The sequence below is a fragment of the Wolbachia endosymbiont of Dactylopius coccus genome, assembly GCF_977011065.1.
In genome coordinates this window covers 174,759-199,738 of record NZ_OZ347065.1, presented here as the reverse complement: position 1 = coordinate 199,738, position 24,980 = coordinate 174,759, and the positions used below count along the sequence as shown (strand labels likewise).

The window sequence follows — 24,980 nt, the reverse complement described above, 5'->3', positions numbered from 1 at the left end:
TTTAGCTATAAACATTAAGAAATTTACCAAATGAAAAAAAGGCAAAAGAAGCCCTAGTCATTGTCTATTTTCAGTATTGGCGTTTTTTAAGTCTTAAACGCTGCAATTTAGCTGCTTTTAAACGGCAACTAACCTTAGCTTTAATATTTAAGAAATTTACTAGGCAGAAAAAAAAGGCATAGAAAACCCGTGGTAGCTAGTTATTACACTCTCTATTTTAAAATTTGACGTTGGGTGATGTCTTGAACGCTTTATAAGCGCGTTTCAGCTTATATAGGTAAAAACCCAGAAATGTTGTGAAGACATAAGGTACACATAGTGCAAAAAATTAAAAATAAGACGCCAAATACAAGTTTTCTTGTCATTTTAATCTGCTGCAGAGATTGCGAAGTTAAATAAAATAGCTTCACTTTCATGATAAGGGGGCTGGCGGGGTTTGTCAAGCAAGTTTTTTGTTTCTATTGAATGACAGTTGTAACCTACGAAAGAAGTCTGTTGTAATTTGTACGATATCTTTATAAAATGGTTCGCATAAGTTATCTAGCAGTGCAACTAAACAAATACAAAAATCAAAACGTCGCGGTTTTTGGTCTTGGTAAAACTGGTTTATCCGCCATTAACGCTCTAACAAAGAGTGGTGCAAGAATATATGCATGGGATGATCATGAAGAGCAAATAGCAAATGCAAAAATGATGTATAAAAAATGTAATTTTATTCATCCCAAGGAATACAATTGGCATGAGATCAGTGCATTGGTTTTAAGCCCTGGGGTGCCAACAGAGCCACATTGGATAGTAAAACTTGCAAGGAGATTTGATTGCAAAATAAAATCAGACATTGAGCTATTTCTTGAAGCTAAAACTACGAACCAGAAGGTAATAGGCATCACAGGAACAAATGGTAAATCAACCACTACATCACTAATAGGGCACATATTAAAATCTGCAGGGAAAAAAGTAGCTATTGGTGGAAATTTAGGCGTTCCTGTTTTGGATCTAGAAAGAGATGCAGAAATTTATGTAATCGAACTCTCCTCTTTTCAATTGGAGTTGATGAATGAAATTAACGTGGACATTTCAGCACTGCTCAATATTACACCAGATCACATAGATAGGCATGGAAGTATGGAGAACTACATAGCAACTAAATTAAAACTGATAAACGGTAGTGAGGTTGCCGTAATAGGATGTGACAATGAGATTACTGCTGATATATTCAACAAATTCACTGGAGACAAAATTCCAATCTCAGTAACATATTCCCCGATGTCATTCCAGCGCGTGATGCTGGAATCCAGAAAAGAAAAACCATTGCCAACTACTCAGATGACAGAGGGTGGTGCAAGAGATCTAATATCATTGGCAGGTAACAATTTGCTTGATTATAGTGAACAGATTACTGGTATAGATCGAAATTATCTGGATCCCAGTGTCAGCTACTTGGATGACAAAAGGGGCACTGGGATCCAGAAGATCTCGTTAAAACTAGAGAATCATAGCTTATCAGTAAGCGACGTGAAAATAAACCTAATATCCAACGCAGAAAACATAGCAGCCACATATGCCGTATGTAAGGTACTTGGAGTAGATAGCAACACTATTATCAATGGAATCAAGTCCTTTTCAGGACTGAGGCATAGGAATGAACTGCTTGGCAAAATAAGAAATGTGTTTTTCGTGAACGATAGCAAAGCAACTAATGCAAAATCGAGCGAAAAGGCGATCTTATCTTATGAAAACATAAATTGGATCGTTGGTGGAAGAAGCAAAAAAGGTGGAATAGAATCATTAAGCAAGCATTTTACAAGGGTTAGAAAAGCTTTTCTTATTGGAGAATCAACCGAAGCTTTTGCAAATGTTATGGAGAATAAAGTAGATTATGTTAGATGTTGCAATCTAGAAGGTGCATTCAGATTGGCTTTTGAAGGGGCCTTAGATAGCGCAGAAGAAGTAACTATATTACTTTCTCCCGCGTGTGCTTCTTTTGATCAATGGAAAAATTTCGAGGAACGTGGTGAAGCATTTTGTAGAATGTTTGAAAATCTCAGGTACAATCACACATGCTGTTTAGTATAATGTTGCGTGGAACAAAAGTTAATAATAGATAAGCTAATTAGGGTTATTCCATTTGAAGGGATAAGCGATGAAACCCTATTAAAGGTGTGTACTGACCTTAATCTAGCTAATAGCTTTTGCAAATTTCAGAATGGAATATATAGCGCTTTGGAGCACATAGCAGAGGACTTAAATAGCTCAATGGAAGCTGAACTAAGGAATTCTAATTTAGAAGATATGAAAGTGCGAGAGCGAGTAAAGTTAGCCATTCAAATACGCCTTTCAAATTACGCTAAGCTACCAAATTATAGAGAACTTTTAAAAAATGTTTTATTATTCTCTGTATCACCAAAAAATACATATTTTTCTAGTAAACTTTTATACAGAACTGTTAGTGCGATTTGGTATGGCATTTATGACCAATCAACAGATTTTAACTACTATACAAAAAGAGCAATATTAGCTGGAGTGTACTTAAGTACGATACTTTTTTTTATCAATGATTATTCAGAAGATTTTGTGGATACTTTATCGTTTCTTGATAACCGTATCAACAATGTCATGACATTTCAAAAATTCAAAACTCGCTTAAAAGGAATCATAGGAAATTTCTTATAAGCTTTTCATCATACTGGTTATTCATATTTATATTCTCTTGTTTTTTTTGATCTTTATGTTAAAATAGCTTAATATTTATTAACAATAAAATGAAAGTTATTTATTACACCAATGGTAATATCAAGCCAGAAGAAAATGCAAAACACGTGATAAACTTTTTTGGAGTACTTGGGTGTATTAAGGTTAATGCTCTTGGTAAAGATGCACCTAAGGGGCAAGAAAGTAAGTTAGTTAAGCATTATTTTGACTATCCCTATTTCTCTAGAATTGTTAATTCAGAATCCTTTCAAAAAGAATTAAATGCTGAAGAAAAAAAATTCAATAGGAGAATAGTATCACTATGGTTATGTTTTGCTATATTGTCCACTGCTTCTATTGTATTGTTATACTTGGCATACCAGAATCAAAAATCAAAAAAGGTACTTACAGGGTTAGCTTTTGCATCAGTAGTGCTATCAATTTTGGCTACTATATGTTTTGTCGTACTTTGCTTATGGATGTTTTTTGACTTTGTTAAGAAAAGGTTTGTTGCACATAGAATTAAAAACTTTTTGGAAAATGAAGTCAGCCCTGAGTGGATAAAGCGTTACAAAAAAGAACTTGTAGGTGATGATAAGGAAGTGGATGCAGAAGCTCACGATCAAGAGTTAGGAGAAAATAAAGATATAGAAGATATTGTGGAGTTCCTCTTGGAAAGAAAGAAAATTGTAGCGCTATATGAATTTCTAACAAACGGTGAAAAGTTAGTTCAAGCTGGAATGGCAATGGTAGACATGTTACTTATACAAGGTGTGCATCCAAACGATATAATTTTGGATACTAACTCTCTTGGAGGAGGAATTGCAGCAGAAGTTTTGAAAAGGTTTGAAAAGCAAGGGATTTATTTAACGCTAATTCATAGTAATTCTTATAGCTCGCTTAAGGATGCAACTAATAACTTTCCTCATGGGGTAGGGAATTTTTTCATGAGACGGCTTCCTGCAAAATTCTTGAATTTTTGGTTTAATCGTTGCGGATTAGAATTTAATTCACGAGAGATTATAGAGAATACAAAATGTCCTGTATTGATTGTTGGTAGAAAAGGTGATACTGTAATTCCACAGGAAGCACAACTCGTTGGTAAACTTCCAGATTCATCCACATCTGAACGGTTTAGATGGAATATAGTACTTGAACACGATCCTCAAAACACGGAGTGTAAGAGCAAAAATATTCATACTGATCATAAAGAACATTTAGTTTATCATGAAGATAACGGTAGTATAAAAAAGTATGAAGAAAAAGAAAATAAATTTATTGAAGAAGCACATGAATATTTAATAGACTCTGAATTTAATAAAAATTTTGATCTAGGCTCTGTGGACAAAAAATATGAAGAGGGAGAAAAAAAGTGGTAGTTTAACCAAATGAACATAAAAATGGAGAAACTACCGAATGGAATATTATATAAAAGAAAGAAATTGGAAACAAATTTTAGAATTCATAAAAGGCATAAAAGGAATGCATAGTAAAGACGAAAAACGTTTAAGAATATTCATAGAAGCAGTGTGGTATATGGCGCGAAGTGGTTGCCAATGGCGACTTTTGCCGAAAATCTATGGCAATTACAGAAGTATACACAAACGATTTAAGAGATGGTGCGAAAGGGGTATTTGGAAAAATTTATTGGAGTACACAAAACAAGAGCCAGATTTAGAAGCCGTCATAATCGACGGTACGATCATTAGAGCCCATCCATGTTCGGCTGGATATACAAAAGATTCGAAGGATCAAGAGGCTTTAGGGCGAAGTAAAGGTGGCTTTACGACTAAAATTCATGCACTTGTTGATGCATTGGGAAATCCTTTAAAATTTATACTTACTCCTGGCCAGAGGAATGAAATTACACAAGCTGAAGTATTAACAAAAAATGTCTATAACTCCATTGTAGTAGCTGATAAGGGTTATGACAGCAATGCTTTTGTGGTCAGCCTTGAAAACAGGAAATGTGAAATCGTAATTCCATCAAAAAGGAATCGAAAAGTGCAAAGATACTATGATGAGCATATTTATAAAGAACGTCATTTGATTGAGTGCTTTTTCGGTAAAATTAAAAATTTTAGGCGCATTTTTTCCAGATTTGACAAGACCGCAGAGGTTTACATGGGATTTCTAAATTTTGTTGGAGCTCTCATATGGCTTCTCTAAAATTTTGTCCACAGAGCCTAGTTCCTTGGGATTAAGTTTTGATTCTGACGTTACTACCAATCAAGAGATAATATGAAAAACCAAGCGATATGGCTGAGTAAGCCGATGATGGTAGAGCCAAGAAGTTTTGAGTTACTGTCATTACAAGCAGGAAAGCAGCCGATTTTTAAAAACATAAAACATGCAGTAAGAAATAGTGAAAGGGGAATAAAAGTAATACCAATACATGGAATCTTGACGAAAAAGTCAGAGGTTTTTGACGATATTTTAGGAATGACATCATATGAGAAGATACGTGAAGAGATAGAAGAAGCTTTAATAGATAAAGAAGTAGAAACAATAATTTTGGACATAGACAGCCCCGGAGGGGAAGTAAACGGTTTATTTGACCTTTCTGACTTTATTTACAAAGCGAGGGGTGAAAGAAAGATAATAGCGATAGCAAATGATGATGCGTATTCCGCAGCGTATGCAATTGCATCAAGTGCTGAAAAAGTATTTGTAAGCAGAACATCCGGAGTTGGCAGCATAGGAGTAATAGCAAGCCATATCGATCAAAGTGGGTTTGATGAAAAACAGGGAATAAAATATACGACAGTATTTGCTGGAAATCGAAAGAACGATTTAAATCCGCATGAGCCAATAACGTCTGAAAGTCTGGAAAGCTTACAAGAGGAAGTAGGCCGCCTATATGAGATGTTTGTTCAGCTTATAGCACGAAACAGAAATTTGTCCACGGAAAGAATCAAATCAACGGAAGCAGGGCTATATTTTGGGGAAAAAGCAATAGAGATAGGCCTTGCTGATGGAATTACGACATTTTCAGAATTTATAGATAATTATAGGAGAAATATGACTAAAACTGAGATAAAAGAACAAGCAATAGATATTGATGAGCAAGGAAGATGTTTAGGGTACGAGAGCTGCCGCAAGGAAGTATTAGAGGTAATACGATTATGTAATTTATCAAAGATGCCAGAGAAAATAGGAGAATTTATTGAACAGGATGTAAATGCAAAGCAAGCCCAAGAAATATTAATGTCGATACTGGCGGAGAGAACAATGAAGACAGAAATTTTAAGCACAATACCACAAAGTGCACCGGAAGACTTGATGATGGAAGTAGCAAGGAGTCGTGCAGTATAACAAAAGTAGAAAATAAAGGAGAAAAGCAAAATGAGTACTATAACAGAACAAAATAACCTTGGTGATCTTCTGAAATACGAAGTTTCTAATCTATATTCAAGAGATCAAATAACAGTGGCAAAGGGGCAAAACCTTAAGCTTGGTACAGTTGTTGGTTGTGATACTAAAGACGGTCTAATTAAGTCCTTAAATCCAACAGCTACAGACGGCACGCAAACAGCAATAGGTGTAATAACAAGTGATGTAAACGCAACGGAAACCACCAAAGCAGTAATCATTACACGTATAGCGATGCTAGCAGATCATGCGGTTGTGTGGCCAGCAAATATAACAGAAGAGCAAAAAGCTGCAGCAATAAAACAACTTGAAGCACGAGGCGTTATCATCCGCAAAGGGGTCTAGTAAATAATAAAAAACATAAAGGGGGAAAAATGCAAAATCCATTTACAAATACAGCATTTAGCATGACGGCACTAACAAATGCAATAAACATATTGCCGATAAATTATGGTCGCGTCGAAAACTTAAATTTATTTCCAAGTAGATCGGTAAGATTTCGACATATTACGATAGAAGAGCAAAACGGAGTATTGAGTTTACTACCAACGCAAGTACCCGGAGCACCAGCAACAGTAGGGAAAAGAGGAAAAAGGAAAATAAGGACGTTTACGATACCACATATTCCTCATGATGATGTAGTGCTGCCAGAGGAAGTACAGGGAATAAGAGCATTTGGATCAGAGAGTGAACTTAAAGCGCTGGCAGATGTAATAACCGATCATTTGCAATTGATGAGAAACAAACACGCAATAACGTTAGAACATTTGCGAATGGGGGCGCTGAAAGGAATAATTTTGGACGCTGATGGCAGTGAGTTATTAAATCTGTATAACGAATTTGAAATTACACCAAAAGTAGTAAATTTTGCACTAGGAACAGCAACAACCGATGTCAAGCGTAAGTGTCTGGAAGTATTGAGGCATGTTGAGGACAACTTAAGTGGTGAATATATGACCGGGATTCATGCGCTGGTAAGTCCTGAGTTTTTTGATGCACTCACTTCTCATGCTAAAGTAAAAGAAGCATACGAGAGATGGCAAGAAGGAGCAGCGCTAAGGAACGATATGAGATCAGGATTTACGTTCTGTGGAATAACGTTTGAGGAATATAGAGGGCAAGCAACCGACCCTGAAGGAACCGTAAGAAGATTTATAGAAAGAGATACAGGACACTGTTTTCCACTTGGTACAGCAAACACATTTACTACTTACTTTGCGCCAGCGGACTTCAATGAAACAGTAAATACACTAGGACAGCCGCTCTATGCAAAACAAGAGCCAAGAAGATTTGATAGAGGGACCGATTTACATACGCAGTCAAATCCTCTGCCAATGTGCCACCGTCCGGGCATATTAGTAAAAATTGTCGCAGCATAACAATACTGGTAGAGCACTTACAAAGTATGAGACTGCTCTACCAGTATGCCCCTTCTTAGCGTGTATGTAGAGATTAGTGCATAAAAGTAAAGTATGCAAGAAAAAATAAAAAGATTATTGAAAGATTGTTTTGCACATTTAGGAGAGCAAGCGTTGTATGAGTCAAAGGATAAGTCATACAAGGTACAGATACTGAAACAACAACCGGATAAATTATACGAGATAGGTGAAGGCCAATTTGTAGGTGAGATGTTGATTTTGGAGGTGAGTGTGTTTGATGTATTAAAGCCAATGGTGGGAGATATCTTTATTATTGGTAAGCGTAAGTACAAAGTATATTCACCGCCACTCAGAGATAACTCTGGAATAATCTGGAAAATTCGAGCGTCAAATGCGTATTAACATCGAGGTCACCATACAAAGTATGGATGCTGAAAGGAAAAAAGTGGAAAAAGCGACGGTGAGGGCATTAAACAAAACAGCGCAGTGGGTAAGATCGCAAACTGTCAAACAAGTTAGCGAAGAAAAACAAATACCAAAAAAAGCGATGAGAAAAAAGTTAAGTGTGGATAAAGCAAACAGAAAGCGTTTGTGGTCTACAATAAAGCTCAGTTCACAGTGGATAGGAGTAGCAAAACTTGGAAGTATAAAGCAGACAAAGATGGGAGCAAAAGTAGGAAGCCGTATGTATGAAGGAGCATTCATAGCAACAATGAAAAATGGTCATATAGGAATATTCAGAAGAAGGTATATGACACCGTTACCAATAGATGAAATAAAAGTAAACACGCAAGCTCGGGAAATAATGAAAGAGTTAGCTGAAAATGAAGCAGAAAGAGTATTTGAGAAATATTTTCACCAACAGTTAGAATATATAAAGTAATGTTGTGGAGAGATTTACATCAGGCAATTTGTAAAACGCTAAAGGAAGAAATCCCAGCGATACAGACATGTGAAGTGTATGGAGCGGTACATCGGGAAATAGTAGCGCCAGCAGTGTTTGTAGAGCTTGTGAGTTTAGAGCCAGGAAAAGATCCGGGGACTGAAGAATTAGCGTTGAGGGCAAGATTTGAGGCAAGAGTGGTAGTTGATGGGAGGAATTCCTCGGTAGTTGTGAGAGAATTAGCAGCCGAAATTGCAAGAGTTGTAAATAGAAACACTTGGGGCGTAGAAAACATTTCGCCGGGAGAGTTCTTATCAGCGGAAGTAGACGATTTTAAGCCGGAGCTCGATGCATATCTAGTGTGGATGGTTGAATGGGTGAATGAAATCCATATAGGGAAGTCAGTGTGGTCAGAAACTGGAATTAAGCCGCATATTATAGAGATAGGTGAAGTACATGTTAGAGCATAATTTTGCGATTGCAGAGCTAAATAGGAAGTTAGCGAATATTATCCGTATTGGGCTTATTAAAGAAGTAGATTATGAAAAGGCAAGAGTAAGAGTTCAAGTAGGTGAATTTTAACCGATTGGTTGCCATGGATAACGATGAAGGCAGGAGAAGATAGAAGTTGGTTTGCGCCGAATGTTGATGAGCAAGTAATAGTATTATCGCCATTTGGGGAATTATCTTTGGGGGTAGTATTACCAGCAATATATCAGGAGAAATATCCGCCTCCGGAGAATAAAAAGGAAATAAATAGTGTAAAATTTCAAGATGGGACAAAGTTATCGTACGATAAAAATAAACATCACTTAGAAATTTTCGTAGCTGATAAAATTACTTTAAAAGTTGGAAGATCAGAAATAGAAATGACAAAAGATAGTATTAAATTAAAAGCAAGAAGAATAGACTTAAATTGATATATATGAATAAAGCAGTTGTTTGCATAGGGGATCATTGTACAGGCATGCCGATTCATGTCTGTGTGAGCGGGAGTGAAGATGTGTTTGTAAATAGTAGATCTGTCTGTCGTAGGGGTGATATCTTGACTATAGGGGAGACACTAACGCAAGGGTCAAACAGCGTATTTGTGAATGGTATTGGGGTAACAAGAACAGGAGACTTGGTATCGTGTGGTTTTAAAGTGATAGGTGTTAGCAAAAATGTATTTGTAGAATGAGAGGCATGAATGCTAGCACGGGAAAGGAATTGGAAGGAATAGAACATTTAAAGCAATCAATAATTGATATACTGACCACTCCAATTGGATCACGTATTATGCGTAGAAATTATGGGTCACGACTATTTGAATTAGTTGACAAGCCAATCAATAGGGATTTTACGCTAGAAATTTATGCGGCAACAGCGGAAGCACTACAAAAATGGGAAACAAGATTTAAATTAGAAAAAGTAAAAATAACAGAAGTAAAAGAAGGGAGAGTAACATTGAATTTAGAAGGTGTCTATCTTTCAGAAGGTAAGTTCATAAATATTAATGGAGTAGTTGTTTAAAAATGCAGCAGCCTGAACCACTGAACTTTGAAGAGATTTTTTCTCGGATGAAGGAAGAGTTAGTGAAGCGTGACGCAAGTTTTACAGCATTAGTAGAAAGTGACCCAGCGATAAAGATTTTAGAAATAGCAGCATGGCGAGAACTTTTGCTGAGAGAAAGAATAAACGAAGCAGTAAAAAGTAATTTACTAAAATTTTCGACAGGAGAAGATCTTGATAATTTAGCTGAGTTTTATGGAGTAGAAAGACAAAAAGAAGAAGATGATGAAAGATTTAGAAAGAGGGTAAAAGCAAAAATAGTAGGTTGGAGCACAGGAGGAAGCAAGGAGTATTATAGGTATCATGCACTGTCAGCAGATAGTAGAGTAAAAGATGCATTAGTAGAATCACCTATACCAGGGAAAGTACAAATTTCAATCTTATCAACACAAACTGGCATACCCCCAGAAGAATTATTAGAAATTGTCAAAAATCAGCTAAACAGGGAGGATGTGAGGATTTTAACAGATACAATTGAAGTGGTAAGTTGCAATATTATAGAAATAGATATCCACAGTAGAATTAGCATTAAAAGACCAGATATTATTGAAACGGTGAAGAAGAAATTTATAGAAAAATTTGAAACAACGAAAAGATTAGGAAGGAGTGTAACAAGATCATGGATAATAGCGAATCTATTTGTAGAGGGTGTAGAGAATGTAGAATTAATAGAACCAAAAGAGGATGTTGTGGTTCTGGGAAATGAATGTGCAAATTTGAGAAATTTAAAGATTGAGTTGAATTAATGTTACTGCCACCAAAAGCAACAAAGCAAGAGCAAGCGCTAGTAGAAGCAATCGACTACAAAGTTGATCCAAGCAGCATAAGAGGGTTTAAATTCAGCCTAGAAGAAAAGATATTACCATGGATAGTAGAGGAATATGGTCTAGAAGAGATTCTGCGTTGGGTAACAGACAAAAGAAAGGCGATAAAAGAAGGAATAAAATTTCAGCGTTTAAGAGGAACACCAGCGTCATTAAAAATAGCTCTGAAATGGGCAAATATAGAAGAAATTACAATTATCGAAGAACCACCAGGAAAACATTTTTTTGAATTGCAGATAGGGATAAAGGATGTTCCAAATGACTTTTTTGTAGATGCAGTAGTAGAGCTTGCAAAACTATCATTGCCAGCAAGATCGAGGCTAATGAGAATTTTTAACGATCACTACAATATTGGTAGGTTCATTTTAGATGAGAGTTTTTTTGGCAGCTTATTATCAGATTATTCAGGGGTAAAAATAGAAGAAGATGGCCCAGTGTTATCATTTGGTCGGAAGAACACATTTGAGCTAAAAATCTTAAATCCAACTTTTAAATTTGGTACTTTTCGAGTTCATTATGAGCAAGCATTAAGTAATGATCTGTATAGGCTAGATGTAGCAATACTTGGAGAAACCGAGCCTCACACAAAGAATTATAACGGTATATATGAAAGAAGTCATCAGTGGAATAATTTAAAAACGCTATACCCTTTACCACAGAGCTTATTACCGGCAATAAAGTTTGCGAAAGCGCAAGTTATATTATCGGACAGTTGGAATTTGGGAGAAATAAATGCGTGCTTTCCGGTTGGTAGTGTAGAAGAAGAAGGAAATAAATTTGTATTGGGAAGTAGCAAACTATCTGAACAACTGTGGAATTTAAAATACCAGCCAATTTTAGAAAGATTTTTTGCCGTTCACCACTATCAAGTAAAGAATTTCTCTACCCCCAAAATAATAAGATTTAGCGTAGCAGAACACTACATTCATTTTGAAAGCGAATTAGATTCAAAGCAAAAGGATTCAATACAGGAGTTATACCAATTCCCATTACACGGCAAACAGATAGACAATAATAGAAGACAAGCCATAATGAAATAAGTGAAATAGTCGAGGTATAAATGGCACTAAGATCAAAATTATTGGATGAAGAAGTAGTAAAATCAGCAAAAAAAATGCTGAAGAAAGTAAGGAACAATGCATATGTTGCAAAAAAACTAAATGCTGTAATTGCAGCAAAAAAGCATAGTATAACGGCTGCAGCAAAAATATATTGCATTTCAAGAAGCGCACTAACTTCGTGGATAAAACTCTTGAAATTAGGCAGAGAAGAAAAATTGTTTGCTCCTCCACAACGGCGTAGAAAAACTAAATTAAATCAGGCTCAACTACAGCAAGTTGAAGCATGGGTAGGAGAAAATCCTAATATTACCATTAAAGAAATGAAAATAAGAATCCAGGAAAAGTTCGGCTTAAATATTAGCAAATCTACAGTACACCGCTATATGCAAAAGATGAAATTCTCTTATATTACACCAAGACCAGTACACAATGTACAAGATAAAAGAAAATAAGAGGAATTCAAAAAAAAATCTCAACGAAGTTATTGGCAAGTATCCTGAAAAAGAGCTGTTTTTCTTCGATGAATCGCGGTTTGGCACACATTCAAAGACCGGGCATGGATGGTTTAAAAAAGGCGTCAGAACAAAAGTTAAGGTAAAATTAGGTAGGGAAAATTTTTATCTCTACAGTGCAGTTAATCCTAGAAATGGGGAGAATTCTAGCTTGTTTGCACCGAATGTCAACACTGATTGTATGAATATATTTCTTGAGCAAATGTCTCAATATTTGGGACCACGAGAAGCCTTTCTTGTTATGGATTGTGCTAGTTGGCATAAGTCGAAAAGTTTAAAGGTACCTAAAAATATTGAGATTATATACCTACCACCATACTCACCTGAACTCAATCCAGTTGAGAGGCTTTGGTTGTATGTAAAACAGAACATTTTGCGCAATAAAATATACGATACTATTGCTTTGCTTGAGAGTGCTTTGTGTAAATTTATTACTTCTCTTACCTACTCCACAATTAAACAACTCTGCTATGTATCCTATTTGAATGACCAACAATGAGAATTGGTATTACTTTCTTCAGCATTTCTTTTGCTGATTCTACTACTTTTTCATCCAATAATTTTGATCTTAATGCCATTTATACCTCAACTATTTTACTTACTTCATTATGGCTTTTCTTCCATTGTTGTCCATCTGTTTGCCGTGTAATGGGAATTGGTATTAATTTACATAAAAATGCCGAGCAAACTAAAAAAATAAAGCAAAGAAAGGTTTAAAAAACATAGTTTCGCTCAAAAAGCATACTAAGGGGCAAGAAGCTAAAATTTCAAACGATAAGCCAAAACCGCTCTCTGAAATTGTGGTGAAACCTAACCTATGCTTGAAAGTAACCTCTAAAGTAAAAAAAGATAAAAAAGGAATAAAAGAAAAAATAAAAAGCTTAAAAACAAAGAAAACAAAACCCGTAGAAAAAGAGCTGAAAAGAGGCAATACGTTCAAAAAAGGCTTCAAAAAGCTAAAAGGGAAAATAAAAAAATTAAACCCAATAAAGGTTAAGAAAAACAAGATAATCGGGAGCAAGAAGTTAGCATTTTTACTGACATCTGGCACGATTATAGCAATTTTGCCGACATTCAATTTAGCCCCTTTTGCAGCGTTAGCAGTAACTTCTGCATGTGTTTTCAGTATTAATTTTATTGCAGTCAAAACATTGAAGAAGTTTATCAAACAACGCAAATTGGCGGCAAGATCAGAAGCTGAGCCAGAAAAACTAGAAGAGGTATTTGTTGAACAAGCGAAATCTAAGCAAATTTTCAGAGATGGTAAATAGATTTATTAAATAAACAACTACTTTTGCTTATATCTTAATATAATATCTCTGAGTACCCTGTTTTTAATCCAGAATTCAAGTCAATTCATTTTTGGACACTCACTCAACTCATCAACGGTTAGACCACTTGCTCGCACAATAATCTCAATCGCAATACCTGCCTTAACTAGATCCTTTGCAACCTTGATTTTCTCTGCTTTTTTAACTTTTTCCTTGCTACTTTTCATATCTTCAGATAGAGATTTGACTAATGCATCTAATGGTTCTTGATTCTCATCTTCTCTGTACTCATCCATTAAACTCAATAACTTTTTGCTATCCTCATTTTCACATTTTGTTATTTTAGGCAACAGAGCTTTTATTAAACTCAATAGCTTATTCTCTTCTTTACTTTCTCTCGTTTCAGGTAGCAAAACTTTAATGTTAACTGATAACACCTCTGCTATTCCATATAATTTATCAAGTGGAACAGCAGTCCTTCCTTGTTCATAGTTGCTTATTTCGTCACGTGTTGTACTCATTTTCTCTGCTAAATCCTTTTGAGTGTACTCTCTTACCAGTCTCCATTCTTTTATCTTTTTTCCTATTTTGTAGTATATAGAGCCTGTTTTTTCCTTGATACATTCATTAGCAGATAAGCCGATTGTTTTTGAAACAATATCAACAGAAATTCCTGCTTTGACCAGATTCTTTGCTATTTCTACTCTCTCTGCTTTTCTACTGCTTTTTTCACTAAGCTGGGCAGACTTAGTTAATAAATAAAATATCTTGCGTAATTCTTGATCATTAATCTTTTTATAATTTCTTGCTAGATTTAATATTTCTCCTCTCTCGCCTTCAAGACAACTTTTTGATACTCTTATAGGAATTAGATCCGTAATACTAACTGATAATGCCTCTGTTATGGCATATAGTTTTTCAATCGAAATTCTACGTGTTCCTTTTTCATATTGTAGCATTACCTGACGTGTTATACCGATTTTATTTGCTAAATCCTCCTGAGTATACCCTCGCTCCAACCTCCACCTTTTTACTTTTTGTCCTACTTTGTAGTCTAAAGAACCAGATTGTCTGCTCACTAATGTCTTCTATTTGCGTTGTTGCCCAATCTTGATCTCCCTTTCGCTTATTATTTGGTCGCTTTTGTCCTCAACCCCTCTCATCTCTCTTTCTCGTTCCTCTATAATAAACTTCATAACCTCATCTGAATATTTGCTCTTCCCACTTGCAAGTTCTGATTTTAATCTTCTTACTTTATACTCCAATTCCATAAACCTTTCTTGCCTCATTAGCAATTCTATCATCTGATTTATTTGTGATAGTAATTCTCCTTCTTCTAAGCCTTCTGCTATTTTATAACTCATCTATTTTATAATTTACACCAGATTGAACTATAAATAGATTGCTCTTATATCAACAGGCTTTGCTATTAATACGTCAACATTATTACACACAAAACGTTTTAAACTCATATTTTTTTCTAGATAATTTCTGCGATAAGTTTTCTTTTAACTCTTCATATGTTCTAGACAGTAACATCTCTAATTCCTTAAAAAATTCAATCTTAATATCACCTGACGTAAGAATCATCATCAGATGTTTTACTAACTCTCTATCATTTGATTTAATTGCCTGATAAATTGCTTTTTCTCTATTCTCTTCCAAATCATACAGTTCTACTAAGGCTAAATAAATAGTTTGTAGCTTCTTCAGAAGCATAGGCAATATTAACTTCTCTTAATGGATTAAACTGTTCTAGTAACTTACTATCAATAGTTTCTTCTATTGCAACAGCCACTTTACTCAACTTCTTTAGCTGGTCTATGCCTTCTCTTGAATCCCTAGGTAACTTCATTTAGTACCTTGCTATAAAGACTTTGTTTTTCCTCACTACTTAACAATGTACAATGCTCCTTTAGCTGCTTGAGATAGAAATTTTGCTAGCATATTGTTACCTTTGTTGAAAACTAGTATATTAAATGCCTATGATGTGACAAGCTAAAATGAGAAGTTCACACTTAAAATAGGTATCTTTGAGATTGCTAAACCATGAACCCATTTGCTGGGCTTTTAAGGCTATTTACAGAGGTAGTTATAAAAAGATGATCAATTCATCCAAAGTCTGAAATGCCATTCTAAGGTTACCTGTGAAGGTCATTTTTTCATCAACACTCTTGAATCTTCCTAAAAATAAAACGTTGAATATTTCTTCAGAATTGTGTATAATTATTAATGCTTTTTAGGTTAATTTTATGGCTCTCTCGAAGTTTTTGGATCCCAAAAATGATGTCGCCTTTCGCCGTATATTTGGTACAGAAAAGAATAAAGATATCCTCATTCACTTCCTCAATGATATTCTGGGTTTTGCTGGCAAAAATGCAATACAGGATATAGAGTTTTTAAGTACTATTCAAGACCCTGATATTGCCTCTAAAAAGCAAAGCATTGTTGATGTACTATGTAGAGATTCCACAGGAGTGCAATGGATAATTGAGATGCAGGTTGCTAAAACTAAGGGCTTTGAAAAACGTGCTCAATACTACGCAGCTAAAGCTTATTCAAGACAAGCTGACAAGGGTGATCAATACCATGACCTTAAGGAAATTATCTTTATTGCTATAGCAGATTGTATCCTATTTCCAAATAAGTCTGAGTATAAATCAAAGCATACTATTCGGGATGAAGATACTAATGAGCATGATTTAAAAGATTTCTATTTTATATTTATTGAATTGCCAAAATTTCTGAAAACCAAAGAAGATCAGCTTTCAAGTATAGTCGAGAAATGGATCTACTTCTTTAAATATGCAGATGAGACTAGTGAAGAAGAGCTAGAAAAGATAATAGGAAGTGATTTAATAATCAAAAAAGCATATGAAGAGCTAAATAGATTCAACTGGTCAGAAAAAGAATTTATTGCTTATGAACAGGAAATAAAACGTATTCTTGATGAACAGGCTGTCCTCGCTCAAAAACTTGATGATGCTAAACAAGAAGGTAGACAAGAAGGCATCCAAATCGGCCATGAAAAAGGCAGAGAAGAGGGTGAAAAACAGGCTAAAATAGCTGTGGCAAAGAAAATGCTTGCTGATAAAATGGATATCAACACTATTGCCAAATTTACTGGACTGCATATTAGTGAAATCGAGAAACTTTGTTCAGAGATTGCTAATGATACTTTATAATGATATATGATTGAGTGCTTAATGACATTAAGGATAATAATATCGGTGAAGTAAGCATCTGCTTCTCCTGACATACCCATGGTTGGCGTTGGTTTTTGCTGGCGTTTTTAGAAAAGAGAGTTATAATACACCCAAAAGAGTGAAGAAAATGATCATCTGTAATCAACAGTTAATTGATGCTGTAAGGCAAGGTAATCTTCATAAGACAAAAGAACTTACTGACAATGGAACTGATCTCAATACTACAGACAATCATGGAATGACTCTTTTGCACCTTGCTATAGAAAACGGTCACTCAGATATAGTCAAACATGTATGGTCCCAAAGTATGATGGCATGGATTAAGTATAAACAATTCAGGAAGATTTATCCACTGTGTACATATAAATTCATAAGGAGTCAGACCCTTGAGAGTTTTAAGTCTTTTCGCATAGTTATAGGCCATAACGAAGCTGTAAAGGTGCTCTTTAAGCTGCTTATGTGATTTGTAGTAATATTTTTTCACTGTGGCATCTTTAATGGTCCTATTCATACGCTCAACCTGGCCATTTGTCCAAGGATGACTAACTTTCGTCAGACGATGTTCAATGCTATTTTCTTCACAAACTCGATCAAATATATGTTATGCTTATGACGCACCTAATTGTATACCATTATCTGTCAAAATAGTATGGATCTTATATGGTAAAATTTTGATTAAGTTGCGCAAAAACTCAGCAGCTATGGTCTTTGTAGCACTGTTGTGCAGCTCAACATAAGCAAATTTGGATGTTCTATCTATAGCAACAAATAAGCATAACTTTCCCTCTTCTGTTCTAACCTCTGCAATATCAATGTGAAAATAGCCTATAGGGTATTGTTTGAACTTCTTTTTGGCTTTCACCTCTCCTTCAACATCTGGCAGCCTGCTAATGCCATGTCTCTGCAAACAACGATGCAAACTAGACCGAGTTAAGTGAGGAATTGTAGACTGCAAAGAATAAAGACAGTCGTCCAATGGAAGAAGCGTATGTTTACGAAAAGCAATGATTATAGCCTCCTCCTCTTGAGTTAAAACCGTTGACTTTGGCTGCTTTGGACCCATTTTTATGTCTTGGGTGAATGAGCGCTTTTTCCATTTCACAATGGTCTTTGGGTTGAGGCTATAGTGCTCAGCGAGCTTTGCTATGCTCTCTTTACTATCTTGTATTGCTCTACGAATTGCCTCTGTTGTTCTGGCGCACCCATGTAACCATAATTCCTCCTTCGATGGTAATTTCTCATATAATATTATACCATTATATAGTGAGACTGCACAAAAACAGGAAATGAACCGAAGATGAAAGGGTGGCGGATGGGTGCGTAGTAGTGAAGAAGTGAGGTAACTCTCATGGAGCAAAGGCACCCTGCTAGTAGAAATCTTTTTAACAAAAGGAAGGTAAAGGTAAAAATGATAAAAATGCCAATAAAATTACAAGACCTGAGAAGGAAGATATATACCAAAGCAAAGGCAGAACCGGAATGGCGATTCTGGGGAATCTATGTTCACGTTTGCAAGATGGAGACACTAGAAGAAGCATATAAGCTAACAAAGAAAAGTAATGGGGCACCAGGAATTGATGGGGTGACATTCAAATCGATAGAGGCAGAAAGCTTAGAAAAGTATCTTCAGCAAATAAGACATGAACTAACAACCAAAACCTATAGCCCAAATAGGTGACCTTACCCAGGAAAAGTAGAGAGAAAGTTAAGGATATTTTTCACAAAAAGGACAATATCAATAAAAAGGATTTCATTCCATTTAAAATATAAAATTATCGTAAATTTCTCTGTTACTTCCAAATGAATTATTATTAACTTAGCAATATACACCACCAATAACTTAAACAATGCAACCATTTCCAGCAACTAAAACCAACGCCCGTGAGAAGAATTTTTCTTGGGATGGCATGGTCTAGAGCATCTTTAGTGAATAAGCATTTCCTCCATTTTCAAGTTTCCGGATCGAGGTTTAGAGAGTTTTTTACTATTTGTATTGCTCTGCCTCTGTTGCTCTGATAGCTGCTCTTTGATGATGGTAATTTTATATCATTAAACTCTGAATACAATATATTGTGCAATGTTATGCAAAAGAGTATAATAAACAAACACTTTACAAGAAAAAGTGGTAGTAGAGGCAAAAGTGAACATTAATAAGGAGGAAAGCTCATGCTAGAGCTTGAAAAAGCAGCAAGAATAAGAAATATTATTGAAAGGTTAAATGGCGTATGATATAATATGTATAGTGTAAAGATGTAAATAACTTTATTGACATCTTTACGTTAATACTTCTTAAATATTTAGTACTATAGAATTAAATTTTATAAAGAGAGTAAAAATGGTGGAAAGCTTTTCAGGTCACAATAAAGATAGTAATTTTGTTGAGGGGACAAAAATAATGGAAAATTTTTCAGATAATAACGGAAACGGTAGCTCAATCTTCCAAGGAAAAATCAGAGAGGAAGATTTCTCTGCGGAGCAGAAGTTAAATGAACTGAAAGCAGCCATAGAGGAGCTTGACAGACAAGATTTGCTCAGAAGGCTCGAGTGTGAGCATCAGGCTTCTAGTTGTATCGATGAAATATCATCTCAAGCAGAACTACATATCGAAGATGGTGATGAGGATTACTTCAATGGTGAAAGAGAAAGAGTGCTCGAAGGTTTCTGGAATTTCTTTGAATCTCTCTTCAACCTCTTTGAAGTAAATGTAGATGATCCAAAAATCTACCAAATGTTCAAGGAGAAGAAAGAAAAGAACCTGATTGCTGCGATAATGAAGTTCTTGTGTGACAAGCTTAAGGAGTTAATCAAGAAGATCTTCACAAGTAATTTAGATTTGAGTTGGGACAAGAGGTTGGACAAAGAGATAAAAGAATTGCAGGAGAAATTAGGCAGTGGTGAGTTATCAGAAGAAGAGTTTGCAAGGATGTTAGAGAGGCTCGAAGCTCTACAAAATCTCAAATTTAGGTTACAGCTCGCCGTTGTCGGATGGATTATTACAATGTTCGCAGAGATGTTTGGAGTTGAGCTAGCAGCTATAGTAGAGACATCTACAGAAGAAACAACTAAAGCAGAAGATAAAAAAGCAGAAAAAACATCATTAAAGGAAGAAGCAAATAAAGAAGTTCGTAAAGACGTAGAAATCAAGGTAGACGAAAGAGAAAAGCCTAAAGTGCCAGTTTCCCTTTTTGAAGTTTTACCCGGATTTGTAAGACCAATTCCTCTGAGCAAACCAGAACTTGAAATTGTGTCAGATCCTTTGAAACATCTATTGCGTTTTGCTGAGCTTGAAAGGGAATATCATAAAAATTCACAAAAACCAGAAAAAGTGAACAAAGAAGAGAAAAAAGCGGAACCGAAGGTAGCTGTGTGTCCAATTGCTCCAAAGACTGCAACGAATACGACGGGGATGGAGCAGGGGAGAAAAAAGGTTTATGGATGCGATAGTGATTGGGGAAGAAGGAGAAACCACGATGAAAATAATAATAAGCAAGCTCCAAACCAACCTACTCAAGGCTCTGTTCCTAACGAAAAAGCTTCGAATCAACCTATCCCAAAATCTATGTCTGACAGAAAGGCTTCAGAGCAATTTGTTAAAAATCCTGTTGCTGATTGTGAATATGATCTTACAGTTGGTTTTTGGAATGGTCCTGAGAATGAAAGTTCTGTAAATGATGCTCAAGAAAATCCTAGATCAAAAGTTACTGATGTATTTGAGGAACATGTAAAAGGTCAATCGGTAGGAAAAAATGTCGGCACACCATCGATAAGCTAGATCCCTGTGTCCTTTTTTGTCATTCCAGCGCGTGACGCTGGAATCCAGAAACTAGAGTTTTATGAAAAAAAGAGTGAATAAAATTTTTTAAAAAAAAATATAAAAAAGTGCTTGCACTTAATTTTATTTTTAGTATATTAGTTACATAATATTTTTACTGGAGGGTAATATGCCGAATGATAATGGTAAGGAAAGTTTTAAGGGAGAAAAAGAGTGGGATCTCCGGAACAAGGGGCCAGGTGGTGGAATAGTGACGCATGTTAAAGGAGCAAGGATTGATGATCATCGTGATGCACTTAAGGACGTGCGAGAGAAGCTACGTCAGTCTAATCAGCCTAGCAGTTCTATGAGCGGATCAAGCTCTAGTGGAGTTGGTAGCAGTAACAAAAAGTAGTTGTTGTAATTTAAAAATGGGGAGGTTGGTATGTATAATAGAGAAAAAGTAAGAGCATTGGTTAGTGCTTTTAATGTACATAATTATGCTCGTAATACAGTTAAAACTAATTTTACGCTGCAAAGCAGGGATGAGAAGGACTGTATCGTAGTCTCATTTGATAAGAGTATGGATACGTATCAGTGTGGAAGATATCTGGACAGTATAAAAAGGAAGATAATACGTGAATTCTACGGCATTGAAGAAAGTAATGGTGCAGAAATATTGGATACAGCTAAGCTAATTTTTGATGTTAATTCTTTCCCGTTTTATATCAGTGATAGAGACTGGTCTTGGGATGAACAGCATGGGTTTAAGTTTGTGACACCTGTAGATGAAGGTGTAATTTTTAATCTAAAGTCTCACTTAGCTTCTTCACTTGAAAAGGATGTTCTAGAAGATATGCGAATTAGTAGCACAACTGTACCATTTAACAAGGGAAAATATTTGTGTTGTTCTAAATTTCCTGATAAAAAATCACGTAAGGAATTTGAGCGTGAATTTTTATCAAGGATGAAAGCAAGATATGAAAATGTTCCTAAGAACCCTCTGAAGGTTGAAGGTAATGATGTATATATCAGGGACGTTTTTGATGACGCTCGTTTTATTGATAGTGTAACACGGTATAAGGCATGGCTTACAGGTATGGACCTTGGAGTTGGCAATGATGTTGATCATAGTGTGAAGTCATTTAAAAATATGATAATAAGATCTACTTATTCGGTGACAAAAGTGATGATAGATGGTTTTATACTTGCTCCTCCTTTAAATGGGAGAGTAGTTTCAATTCTTACACCTATTACACAAAATGGTAAGGAGATTAAATTGTTAACAAAAGAAGAGGTACGTGCTATAAATCGTGCATTTAATAATGCTGTACTTGATGATATTAGTGGTAGAACTCAAGCAAAATTATCAGTGAATGGAAGCAGTGAGACATATGGCATAGACTTTTCTAATCCATACATTTCTCACTGTGTGATAACCAAAATAATAGAAAACTCTGTAATCAACAAAGACCATGAACTGTCAATTGACCCTGAGCTTCGTTTGCAAGCATTGTCGCGATCACCATCGACTGAACTGTCAGATACGAAATTGGAGTCTCCCACGTGTAGCCGTAAGAAATTAGAAGGGTTTACCAGGCAAGGATCAGAAAAAGAAGGGCCGCTGTATAATCATGTAGATGTTCCTGGAACGGGTGGAAGATGTTCTCCATCGTCGCAGGTGAATTCTATTGCAGTTAATAGGGTGATTGAGCCAAAGAAATGTGTAGTTGCTGCTGAAAATGTGCCAGCAAGTACTAATCTTTGGACTCAGCAACCGAACCCTTTGTCATTCGCGGTTTTTTATGCACAAAGTAGTGATATTAGTGTTCTACGATTCCAGCCACCGACACCGTTGAGTTCTAGTGGACCTTCATCATGGGAAGTTGCTGTTCAAAATGTGTCGGCAGCTTTGTCTCAGGACCTTTGGTCATTCTCGCCTCCGCCTCCTTTTACTCCAAGTAGTAGTAATGTTTCAGGATCTCAGCCACCGACACCTAGTGGACCTTCATCATTTAAAAGTATGCCAGCAGCTCAGCCTCAGAACCGTTGTTCATTACCGCCTCCTCTTATTTCAAGTAGTAGTAATGTTTCAGGATCCCAGCCACCGACACCTAGTGAACCTTCATCATCAAAAAGACCTGCTTCTGTATACTCTGCAGATAGTGGTTATTCAGGATCGCTTGAACGGCCACAGCCGAATTCTTCTATCACTACTAGTGCTGTTCCAGGGATATCTGAATCAGGGGAAGGTTCAAATGTTGCTACGGTGCCCGTAGACAATAAGCGGCCACAGTCACTGTCGTTTACGAGTTTTTCTACTTGTGCTAGTGATAAAACAGTAGAAGATTCTCCAAAAGATACGGAGAACATTTGTAATGAGGAACTTAAAAAACAGCAAGTTATTGAATCTCCGAAGAAACAAAATAAAATTCAGCAGTTTTTTAGAAACTTGTCGATAAGGCGTAGTAAGTCTAATGGTAAAACAACAAAAGATATTCTGCAGTTCGATAAGGAAACATTCTCATCTTTTTCTTCTGGAATGCAGAAGGTACTATCTTTATCTCTTTCTCTTGATATGATACGCAATCTATTCCCACATTTCCCTATTGGGAAACGGGAGAAGCTAATATTATTAGCTCGTTCTGAAAAAGTGAAAAAATCACACTCAAGTCCTGAAGAGATCGAGCAACTACTCTTATCTCTTCTTCCTGAAGAGCGGGAAATATGCTCACTTCTTTTTTTTCCTGATAGGAAAAATGAAACATATGTAGATCTTTCTCCTGGCGCAAAGGAGCAGGTGGTCTTATTTTGGGAGGTCCTTAGAGGACGAGGATTTAATTCTACAAGTTCTGAAGAGAGTGGTATTTTTTCAGGATCGTCTTCACAAGGATCGACTAGTGATGATAAAGATGAACTAGAAGCTAGTGGTAGGTTTTCGCAGAGTGGTAGGTCGTCAGTCTCATCGAACTCCAGTACTTCCACTGTTAGAACTAAAGTGGATTCTCTTAAGTTAGAGCAATGCTCCTCGAAAGGAATTGGGGGATGGATATGAATTGAAAAAGAGCTCTTCTTGAAAGTAATTTAGATTTATTAATTTCACTGCTCTCAGCCACCCAAGTAGGGTTGGGACCAAAGTCTCTGACCCTGAAAGCACTGGTGTTAATTTTTCTCATCCATTGCAGATATTGCACCGTACTGTCCACCTGATCATCATAACGGGCTTCCGGAAACATTAAAATCTCATACTCAAAATCATTGAGCCATATCGCTATAACTAATTTCTTAAAATCTTACCTGAATAACTTATACCAATTCCCATTACACGGCAAACAGATAGACAATAATAGAAGACAAGCCATAATGAAATAAGTGAAATAGTCGAGGTATAAATGGCACTAAGATCAAAATTATTGGATGAAGAAGTAGTAAAATCAGCAAAAAAAATGCTGAAGAAAGTAAGGAACAATGCATATGTTGCAAAAAAACTAAATGCTGTAATTGCAGCAAAAAAGCATAGTATAACGGCTGTAGCAAAAATATATTGCATTTCAAGAAGCGCACTAACTTCGTGGATAAAACTCTTGAAATTAGGCAGAGAAGAAAAATTGTTTGCTCCTCCACAACGGCGTAGAAAAACTAAATTAAATCAGGCTCAACTACAGCAAGTTGAAGCATGGGTAGGAGAAAATCCTAATATTACCATTAAAGAAATGAGAATAAGAATCCAGGAAAAGTTCGGCTTAAATATTAGCAAATCTACAGTACACCGCTATATGCAAAAGATGAAATTCTCTTATATTACACCAAGACCAGTACACAATGTACAAGATAAAAGAAAATAAGAGGAATTCAAAAAAAAATCTCAACGAAGTTATTGGCAAGTATCCTGAAAAAGAGCTGTTTTTCTTCGATGAATCGCGGTTTGGCACACATTCAAAGACCGGGCATGGATGGTTTAAAAAAGGCGTCAGAACAAAAGTTAAGGTAAAATTAGGTAGGGAAAATTTTTATCTCTACAGTGCAGTTAATCCTAGAAATGGGGAGAATTCTAGCTTGTTTGCACCGAATGTCAACACTGATTGTATGAATATATTTCTTGAGCAAATGTCTCAATATTTGGGACCACGAGAAGCCTTTCTTGTTATGGATTGTGCTAGTTGGCATAAGTCGAAAAGTTTAAAGGTACCTAAAAATATTGAGATTATATACCTACCACCATACTCACCTGAACTCAATCCAGTTGAGAGGCTTTGGTTGTATGTAAAACAGAACATTTTGCGCAATAAAATATACGATACTATTGCTTTGCTTGAGAGTGCTTTGTGTAAATTTATTACTTCTCTTACCTACTCCACAATTAAACAACTCTGCTATGTATCCTATTTGAATGACCAACAATGAGAATTGGTATTAACCCCCTAAAGGTATCCGTTCAGGATAGCGGCAAGACCATAGAGTAAAAGTGAGTTTACAACA

At 35.9% G+C, this 24,980-nt stretch carries 27 protein-coding genes and 3 pseudogenes; 24 read left to right on the top strand and 6 right to left on the bottom strand.

Features of this window, described 5'->3' with window-relative positions:
* Positions 1-522 precede the first annotated feature (522 nt).
* The 16 genes and pseudogenes from ACWHVF_RS01020 to ACWHVF_RS00945 all read left to right on the top strand — a co-directional run bounded on the left by ACWHVF_RS01020 (position 523) and on the right by ACWHVF_RS00945 (position 12,772).
* Positions 523-2,076, top strand: a complete 1,554-nt coding sequence (locus ACWHVF_RS01020) for a Mur ligase family protein (protein ID WP_447933082.1) — start codon at positions 523-525, stop codon at positions 2,074-2,076.
* A gap of 6 nt (positions 2,077-2,082) precedes the next feature.
* The gene (locus ACWHVF_RS01015; RefSeq protein ID WP_064125504.1) at positions 2,083-2,673 is read left to right on the top strand and encodes a COQ9 family protein; all 591 of its coding nucleotides are present in this window, start codon (positions 2,083-2,085) and stop codon (positions 2,671-2,673) included.
* An 89-nt stretch (positions 2,674-2,762) separates the two neighbouring features.
* A complete protein-coding gene (locus tag ACWHVF_RS01010; RefSeq protein WP_447933081.1) occupies positions 2,763-4,070 on the top strand; it encodes an alpha/beta hydrolase family protein in 1,308 nt (435 codons plus the stop codon).
* Positions 4,071-4,107: 37 nt separating this feature from the next.
* A complete protein-coding gene (locus ACWHVF_RS01005; protein WP_064124816.1) occupies positions 4,108-4,860 on the top strand; it encodes an IS5 family transposase in 753 nt (250 codons plus the stop codon).
* 72 nt (positions 4,861-4,932) lie between these two features.
* Positions 4,933-6,006, top strand: coding sequence for a S49 family peptidase (locus ACWHVF_RS01000; RefSeq protein WP_447933080.1), 1,074 nt, complete (start codon positions 4,933-4,935; stop codon positions 6,004-6,006).
* A 30-nt stretch (positions 6,007-6,036) separates the two neighbouring features.
* Positions 6,037-6,408: a head decoration protein gene (locus ACWHVF_RS00995; RefSeq protein WP_447933079.1), complete on the top strand. Its 372-nt coding sequence runs from the start codon at positions 6,037-6,039 to the stop codon at positions 6,406-6,408.
* 29 nt (positions 6,409-6,437) lie between these two features.
* The gene (locus ACWHVF_RS00990) at positions 6,438-7,442 is read left to right on the top strand and encodes a major capsid protein (protein ID WP_447933078.1); all 1,005 of its coding nucleotides are present in this window, start codon (positions 6,438-6,440) and stop codon (positions 7,440-7,442) included.
* A 93-nt stretch (positions 7,443-7,535) separates the two neighbouring features.
* Positions 7,536-7,844, top strand: a complete 309-nt coding sequence (locus ACWHVF_RS00985) for a head-tail joining protein (protein WP_447933077.1) — start codon at positions 7,536-7,538, stop codon at positions 7,842-7,844.
* Entirely contained in the window at positions 7,834-8,325 is a 492-nt protein-coding gene (locus ACWHVF_RS00980; RefSeq protein WP_447933076.1) for a phage tail protein, read from the top strand. The genes ACWHVF_RS00985 and ACWHVF_RS00980 overlap by 11 nt, the downstream gene beginning before the upstream one ends.
* Complete coding sequence (locus ACWHVF_RS00975; RefSeq protein ID WP_447933075.1) at positions 8,325-8,795, top strand: hypothetical protein; 471 nt, start codon at positions 8,325-8,327, stop codon at positions 8,793-8,795. Before ACWHVF_RS00980 ends, ACWHVF_RS00975 begins: the two co-directional genes overlap by 1 nt.
* Positions 8,782-9,245: pseudogene (locus tag ACWHVF_RS00970) on the top strand (phage baseplate assembly protein V). Before ACWHVF_RS00975 ends, ACWHVF_RS00970 begins: the two are co-directional and overlap by 14 nt.
* A gap of 5 nt (positions 9,246-9,250) precedes the next feature.
* Positions 9,251-9,505, top strand: a complete 255-nt coding sequence (locus ACWHVF_RS00965; RefSeq protein ID WP_447933074.1) for a PAAR domain-containing protein — start codon at positions 9,251-9,253, stop codon at positions 9,503-9,505.
* Positions 9,502-9,837, top strand: coding sequence for a GPW/gp25 family protein (locus ACWHVF_RS00960; RefSeq protein WP_447933073.1), 336 nt, complete (start codon positions 9,502-9,504; stop codon positions 9,835-9,837). The genes ACWHVF_RS00965 and ACWHVF_RS00960 overlap by 4 nt, the downstream gene beginning before the upstream one ends.
* A gap of 2 nt (positions 9,838-9,839) precedes the next feature.
* Positions 9,840-10,622, top strand: a complete 783-nt coding sequence (locus ACWHVF_RS00955; RefSeq protein ID WP_447933072.1) for a baseplate assembly protein — start codon at positions 9,840-9,842, stop codon at positions 10,620-10,622.
* Positions 10,622-11,740, top strand: a complete 1,119-nt coding sequence (locus tag ACWHVF_RS00950; protein WP_447933071.1) for a phage tail protein — start codon at positions 10,622-10,624, stop codon at positions 11,738-11,740. The genes ACWHVF_RS00955 and ACWHVF_RS00950 overlap by 1 nt, the downstream gene beginning before the upstream one ends.
* Before the next feature lie 20 nt (positions 11,741-11,760).
* Positions 11,761-12,772, top strand: a protein-coding gene (locus ACWHVF_RS00945) for an IS630 family transposase (protein WP_447933070.1) whose coding sequence is annotated in 2 segments (ribosomal slippage) — positions 11,761-12,210 and positions 12,212-12,772 — 1,011 coding nt in all. Because the reading frame shifts where the segments join, the coding sequence is not laid out codon by codon here.
* Here the strand turns inward: ACWHVF_RS00945 and ACWHVF_RS00940 are convergent.
* Positions 12,729-12,851, bottom strand: a complete 123-nt coding sequence (locus ACWHVF_RS00940; protein ID WP_447933308.1) for a hypothetical protein — start codon at positions 12,849-12,851, stop codon at positions 12,729-12,731. The two genes, ACWHVF_RS00945 and ACWHVF_RS00940, sit on opposite strands and share 44 nt — an antisense overlap.
* A gap of 243 nt (positions 12,852-13,094) precedes the next feature.
* Here ACWHVF_RS00940 and ACWHVF_RS00935 point away from each other — a divergent pair, with 243 nt between their 5' ends.
* Entirely contained in the window at positions 13,095-13,544 is a 450-nt protein-coding gene (locus tag ACWHVF_RS00935) for a hypothetical protein (RefSeq protein WP_128081717.1), read from the top strand.
* 80 nt (positions 13,545-13,624) lie between these two features.
* Here ACWHVF_RS00935 and wmk read toward each other — a convergent pair whose 3' ends face one another.
* The 4 genes from wmk to ACWHVF_RS00915 all read right to left on the bottom strand — a co-directional run bounded on the left by wmk (position 13,625) and on the right by ACWHVF_RS00915 (position 15,399).
* Positions 13,625-14,623: a WO male-killing family protein Wmk gene (gene wmk, locus ACWHVF_RS00930; protein WP_447933069.1), complete on the bottom strand. Its 999-nt coding sequence runs from the start codon at positions 14,621-14,623 to the stop codon at positions 13,625-13,627.
* A gap of 9 nt (positions 14,624-14,632) precedes the next feature.
* Positions 14,633-14,908, bottom strand: a complete 276-nt coding sequence (locus ACWHVF_RS00925) for a hypothetical protein (protein WP_082860890.1) — start codon at positions 14,906-14,908, stop codon at positions 14,633-14,635.
* An 82-nt stretch (positions 14,909-14,990) separates the two neighbouring features.
* Positions 14,991-15,263 carry a hypothetical protein gene (locus ACWHVF_RS00920; protein WP_447933068.1) on the bottom strand — a complete coding sequence of 91 codons (273 nt, stop codon included), beginning with the start codon at positions 15,261-15,263 and terminating at the stop codon, positions 14,991-14,993.
* Complete coding sequence (locus ACWHVF_RS00915) at positions 15,211-15,399, bottom strand: hypothetical protein (protein ID WP_082860892.1); 189 nt, start codon at positions 15,397-15,399, stop codon at positions 15,211-15,213. Before ACWHVF_RS00915 ends, ACWHVF_RS00920 begins: the two co-directional genes overlap by 53 nt.
* Before the next feature lie 397 nt (positions 15,400-15,796).
* On the opposite strand from ACWHVF_RS00915, the gene ACWHVF_RS00910 reads away from it, so the two are divergent.
* Together ACWHVF_RS00910 and ACWHVF_RS00905 are read left to right on the top strand one after the other, a co-directional pair.
* The gene (locus ACWHVF_RS00910; protein ID WP_447933067.1) at positions 15,797-16,729 is read left to right on the top strand and encodes an Rpn family recombination-promoting nuclease/putative transposase; all 933 of its coding nucleotides are present in this window, start codon (positions 15,797-15,799) and stop codon (positions 16,727-16,729) included.
* Between the two features lie 148 nt (positions 16,730-16,877).
* Positions 16,878-17,039 (top strand): annotated as a pseudogene (locus tag ACWHVF_RS00905) (ankyrin repeat domain-containing protein); the annotation flags it as partial.
* Here the strand turns inward: ACWHVF_RS00905 and ACWHVF_RS00900 are convergent.
* A pseudogene (locus ACWHVF_RS00900) lies at positions 17,025-17,999 on the bottom strand (IS481 family transposase). The pseudogenes ACWHVF_RS00905 and ACWHVF_RS00900 sit on opposite strands and share 15 nt — an antisense overlap.
* Positions 18,000-18,098: 99 nt before the next feature.
* Between ACWHVF_RS00900 and ACWHVF_RS00895 the strand changes: the two are divergent.
* The 5 genes from ACWHVF_RS00895 to ACWHVF_RS00875 all read left to right on the top strand — a co-directional run bounded on the left by ACWHVF_RS00895 (position 18,099) and on the right by ACWHVF_RS00875 (position 24,905).
* Positions 18,099-18,428 carry a hypothetical protein gene (locus ACWHVF_RS00895; RefSeq protein WP_447933066.1) on the top strand — a complete coding sequence of 110 codons (330 nt, stop codon included), beginning with the start codon at positions 18,099-18,101 and terminating at the stop codon, positions 18,426-18,428.
* Positions 18,429-19,085: 657 nt separating this feature from the next.
* On the top strand, positions 19,086-20,522 hold the full coding sequence (locus ACWHVF_RS00890; RefSeq protein ID WP_447933065.1) for a hypothetical protein: 1,437 nt from the start codon (positions 19,086-19,088) through the stop codon (positions 20,520-20,522).
* A gap of 169 nt (positions 20,523-20,691) precedes the next feature.
* Positions 20,692-20,916, top strand: coding sequence for a hypothetical protein (locus ACWHVF_RS00885; RefSeq protein WP_064125536.1), 225 nt, complete (start codon positions 20,692-20,694; stop codon positions 20,914-20,916).
* Between the two features lie 30 nt (positions 20,917-20,946).
* The gene (locus ACWHVF_RS00880) at positions 20,947-23,556 is read left to right on the top strand and encodes a hypothetical protein (protein WP_447933064.1); all 2,610 of its coding nucleotides are present in this window, start codon (positions 20,947-20,949) and stop codon (positions 23,554-23,556) included.
* A 337-nt stretch (positions 23,557-23,893) separates the two neighbouring features.
* Positions 23,894-24,905, top strand: a protein-coding gene (locus tag ACWHVF_RS00875; RefSeq protein WP_447933063.1) for an IS630 family transposase whose coding sequence is annotated in 2 segments (ribosomal slippage) — positions 23,894-24,343 and positions 24,345-24,905 — 1,011 coding nt in all. Because the reading frame shifts where the segments join, the coding sequence is not laid out codon by codon here.
* Positions 24,906-24,980 lie beyond the last annotated feature (75 nt).

Excerpts from the sequence above, each read along its gene's own strand:
- ACWHVF_RS00890 (WP_447933065.1), top strand. The coding sequence starts at position 19,086 with ATGGTGGAAAGCTTTTCAGGTCACAATAAAGATAGTAATTTTGTTGAG.
- ACWHVF_RS00950 (WP_447933071.1), top strand. The coding sequence starts at position 10,622 with ATGTTACTGCCACCAAAAGCAACAAAGCAAGAGCAAGCGCTAGTAGAA.
- ACWHVF_RS00915 (WP_082860892.1), bottom strand. The coding sequence starts at position 15,399 with ATGAAGTTACCTAGGGATTCAAGAGAAGGCATAGACCAGCTAAAGAAG.
- ACWHVF_RS01000 (WP_447933080.1), top strand. The coding sequence starts at position 4,933 with ATGAAAAACCAAGCGATATGGCTGAGTAAGCCGATGATGGTAGAGCCA.
- ACWHVF_RS01005 (WP_064124816.1), top strand. The coding sequence starts at position 4,108 with ATGGAATATTATATAAAAGAAAGAAATTGGAAACAAATTTTAGAATTC.
- ACWHVF_RS00940 (WP_447933308.1), bottom strand. The coding sequence starts at position 12,851 with ATGGCATTAAGATCAAAATTATTGGATGAAAAAGTAGTAGAATCAGCA.
- ACWHVF_RS00985 (WP_447933077.1), top strand. The coding sequence starts at position 7,536 with ATGCAAGAAAAAATAAAAAGATTATTGAAAGATTGTTTTGCACATTTA.
- ACWHVF_RS00910 (WP_447933067.1), top strand. The coding sequence starts at position 15,797 with ATGGCTCTCTCGAAGTTTTTGGATCCCAAAAATGATGTCGCCTTTCGC.
- ACWHVF_RS00925 (WP_082860890.1), bottom strand. The coding sequence starts at position 14,908 with ATGAGTTATAAAATAGCAGAAGGCTTAGAAGAAGGAGAATTACTATCA.
- ACWHVF_RS00960 (WP_447933073.1), top strand. The coding sequence starts at position 9,502 with ATGAGAGGCATGAATGCTAGCACGGGAAAGGAATTGGAAGGAATAGAA.
- ACWHVF_RS00955 (WP_447933072.1), top strand. The coding sequence starts at position 9,840 with ATGCAGCAGCCTGAACCACTGAACTTTGAAGAGATTTTTTCTCGGATG.
- ACWHVF_RS01020 (WP_447933082.1), top strand. The coding sequence starts at position 523 with ATGGTTCGCATAAGTTATCTAGCAGTGCAACTAAACAAATACAAAAAT.
- ACWHVF_RS00895 (WP_447933066.1), top strand. The coding sequence starts at position 18,099 with ATGGAGCAAAGGCACCCTGCTAGTAGAAATCTTTTTAACAAAAGGAAG.
- ACWHVF_RS00995 (WP_447933079.1), top strand. The coding sequence starts at position 6,037 with ATGAGTACTATAACAGAACAAAATAACCTTGGTGATCTTCTGAAATAC.
- ACWHVF_RS00920 (WP_447933068.1), bottom strand. The coding sequence starts at position 15,263 with ATGCTTCTGAAGAAGCTACAAACTATTTATTTAGCCTTAGTAGAACTG.
- ACWHVF_RS00975 (WP_447933075.1), top strand. The coding sequence starts at position 8,325 with ATGTTGTGGAGAGATTTACATCAGGCAATTTGTAAAACGCTAAAGGAA.
- ACWHVF_RS00965 (WP_447933074.1), top strand. The coding sequence starts at position 9,251 with ATGAATAAAGCAGTTGTTTGCATAGGGGATCATTGTACAGGCATGCCG.
- ACWHVF_RS00885 (WP_064125536.1), top strand. The coding sequence starts at position 20,692 with ATGCCGAATGATAATGGTAAGGAAAGTTTTAAGGGAGAAAAAGAGTGG.
- ACWHVF_RS00980 (WP_447933076.1), top strand. The coding sequence starts at position 7,834 with ATGCGTATTAACATCGAGGTCACCATACAAAGTATGGATGCTGAAAGG.
- ACWHVF_RS00990 (WP_447933078.1), top strand. The coding sequence starts at position 6,438 with ATGCAAAATCCATTTACAAATACAGCATTTAGCATGACGGCACTAACA.
- ACWHVF_RS00880 (WP_447933064.1), top strand. The coding sequence starts at position 20,947 with ATGTATAATAGAGAAAAAGTAAGAGCATTGGTTAGTGCTTTTAATGTA.
- ACWHVF_RS01010 (WP_447933081.1), top strand. The coding sequence starts at position 2,763 with ATGAAAGTTATTTATTACACCAATGGTAATATCAAGCCAGAAGAAAAT.